Annotated in this window: 3 protein-coding genes and 1 tRNA gene; 3 read left to right on the forward strand and 1 reads right to left on the reverse strand. The window is 51.5% G+C overall.

Going from position 1 to position 2,863, the window contains the following annotated elements; translation table 11 throughout:
* The first annotated feature begins 5 nt into the window (after positions 1-5).
* The 3 genes from AC13CN_RS07410 to AC13CN_RS07420 all read left to right on the forward strand — a co-directional run bounded on the left by AC13CN_RS07410 (position 6) and on the right by AC13CN_RS07420 (position 2,434).
* Positions 6-128: a helix-turn-helix domain-containing protein gene (locus AC13CN_RS07410; protein WP_483053105.1), complete on the forward strand. Its 123-nt coding sequence runs from the start codon at positions 6-8 to the stop codon at positions 126-128.
* Between the two features lie 119 nt (positions 129-247).
* The gene (locus tag AC13CN_RS07415) at positions 248-574 is read left to right on the forward strand and encodes a hypothetical protein (RefSeq protein WP_483053103.1); all 327 of its coding nucleotides are present in this window, start codon (positions 248-250) and stop codon (positions 572-574) included.
* 147 nt (positions 575-721) lie between these two features.
* Positions 722-2,434 carry a class I SAM-dependent methyltransferase gene (locus AC13CN_RS07420; protein ID WP_483053104.1) on the forward strand — a complete coding sequence of 571 codons (1,713 nt, stop codon included), beginning with the start codon at positions 722-724 and terminating at the stop codon, positions 2,432-2,434.
* A 159-nt stretch (positions 2,435-2,593) separates the two neighbouring features.
* Here the strand turns inward: AC13CN_RS07420 and AC13CN_RS07425 are convergent.
* A tRNA-Arg gene (locus tag AC13CN_RS07425) sits at positions 2,594-2,670 on the reverse strand.
* Between the last annotated feature and the right edge of the window lie 193 nt (positions 2,671-2,863).

The following is a 2,863-nucleotide window of genomic DNA, read 5'->3' on the forward strand; positions in this document are numbered from 1 at the left end:
GAACGATTACGAGGCTCTATCACGAATCAGCCAGCCGCATCGAGCTTGAAGCGGTGGAAGCGCTATGCCGATACTTTGACTGTCAGGTTGGAGACTTATTTGAGTATCAACCCAGCGACAACGACTGAGCTTTTGGCACAACACCCCATCACTGGAGCGCTATCCGCCACTTGCCACGCCCTATACTGCACCAGTTGGTAAGGCGCTTCAGGCAAGTAGCAGCCAATCGCAGATAAGGGAGAACAAGATGAAAGTGACTGAAAAAGTAGAAGTCGATGCAGTGACTGACGTGCGCTGTGATGTCTGCCTGACCTCTACACAAACAGTAAACGGCGGTCTTGAATTTGCGACACTTCAAGCGCATTGGGGCTATGGATCTCAACATGATGGCGAACGCTACGAAGCCCATCTTTGTGAAGACTGCTTCTTCCGCACTTTGGCTTACTTCAAGCAGGAACGTCGTGTGCAAAACTTATTCAGTGAAGAGGGTGATGCTGGATTACAGACAGGCGATATTGGGCTGGTCGCTAAAGACGATTACTTCCGCGATAACGGTGGAAGCACGAGGCAATAAATACTCTGGTAGGCAGGTGAAGTACACGGAGGCACGTTGCAAGCAGCGTTATTCTTTCCCTTGATCGAGCTGAAGCCCTCTGCACACAACGCCGAACATGCACAAAGCTGATAAGGTCAGGGCATGGGCTAATTACCAAGGCTGGGCATGACAAACTCTCCAATAACCATACCGACGGCGCGTTTCTACAACGATAACGCTCAACAATTGTTTAACCAATATCAGTCGCTGAGTTTTGAGCGTGTACATGGTGAATGGCTGCATCATCTTCCTACTCAGCCCGGCTTAGCCCTAGACATTGGCGCGGGTAGCGGGCGCGATGCTAAGGCACTTGCAGAGCGCGGCTGGCAGGTGATGGCGATAGAGCCCGCAGAAAAGCTGAGGGCACTCGGAGAAACCTATACTCCCGAAGGGGATGTCAGTTGGATTGACGACACCTTACCTGCTTTAAATCGCGTTCGTCAGCTTTCGCAGCGCTTTCAATTAATTCTGGTGTCAGCCGTTTGGATGCATTTATCCACTGATGAGCAGCAACGTTCGTTGCGGGTACTTAGCTCACTGCTCGCACCAGGCGGGCTTTTAGTTATTACGTATCGTGAAAGCTCAGATAGCGATAAGCGTCAGTTTTACTCTGTAAATACAGGTGTGTTGGATAGCTGGGCATTTGATTTAGCACTGCTGCCCGTGCAAGCAAGCCATAACGACGACCAGCTTGGTCGCCAGGGTGTTGCCTGGCATCTGCGGGTGTTTAGACTGCCTGATGATGGCACAGGCGCCCTGCCTTCCCTTCGGCACATCATCGTTAATGACGATAAAGCGTCTTCTTACAAGCTTGGTTTGCTTCGCACGTTGACTCGCTTGGCCGATAGCGCACCCGGCATTGTGATGTTACGAACAGAAGAGTGGGTGACGATACCTTTAGGAGCGGTGGGCCTTTTTTGGATCAAACTATTTCGCCCACTGCTGATAGAACGCGATCTGCGACAAGCGCCAGGTAAAAAAGGCTATGGCTTTGCTAAAGATGATTTCTATCGTTTGAAGCAACTGTCGCCACATGACCTTCGTATTGGCTCAGCGTTTTATGACCCTGAATGTGCTGCCACAGTAATGCGTTCAATACGCGATGCCTGCCAGACCATTCTTAAGATGCCAGCCCACTTTACGACTTGGCCCGGCAGTTTACGCCCTATCTTTGACGGGAGTTATCAAGGGCGACGCATACGCGAACAGGCCGTTCGACTTGATAGCGCCACGCTGGCTTCTTTCGGAATATTTCGCGTTCCTACAACGCTATGGGACGCGATGAGCCGCTATGCCTGTTGGTTAGAGCCCGCTATCGTGCATGAGTGGGTTCAGTTAATGCAGCGATATGATGCCTCCTACGATACAGGTACTTTGCACCTCGCTTTACAGTGGCAGGAAAGTTGTCGAGACACTCGGCAAGTGCGCCAGCTCGTTTCTCAACGTTTACAAAACCCTACCCCATTACCTTGTGTATGGTCACGTAGTGATCTGCACAGACAAAAGAATTACGCCATAGACCACTGCTTTCCTTGGTCTCGCTGGAACAACAACGATTTATGGAACCTACTGCCAACAACGGAAAAAGCCAATCAAGCGAAATCGGATCGACTGCCTGCTGCTGACGTAATGCAGAGAGCTAAACTGGATATCTTACACTGGTGGCAATGTCTCGATGACAACGCAACGATCTGCCAGCAGTTTCGTGATGAAGCAGCCGTTGCGCTGCCGCTTGCGACACCCACGTCCCCTCTGGATGCAATTTTCAATAGCACGTTATTACAACGACAAAGGTTGAAGGCAAATCAGCAGTTAGCAGAATGGGTGGGCATTACCTAATAATGGGTGTGCCCAACGTTGTGCCTTTAAATAGCCGAACGTCATTCAGAAAATGTCAGCCGCAGCGATGGGAAAACAAAAAGAGGGCGCAACATGGGCACCATTTGGGCACACACAAAACAAAAGGGCTTACGCGTTAACGTAAGCCCTTGATATGTTTGGCGCGCCCGGCAGGAATTGAACCTGCGACCTTCGGCTTCGGAGGCCGACACTCTATCCAACTGAGCTACGGGCGCTTTGGGTGCGTATCGTACCCGGGTGGGCGGGCTGTGTCTAGCGGCGGGGCGTCTAGGGTCTCCCCATTTTTTCCGGCGTGTCATCGGCATAGTCCTCCTGAGGAGGTGAACAAGTCTGGTATTCGCGCCTCGGCGTCTGGCGCTCTTCTCCAGAGGGGGTAGAAAACACTTCGGCCTTGAGCAAACAGCCGTT

The sequence above is a fragment of the Vreelandella sp. L-25 genome, from assembly GCF_056857535.1.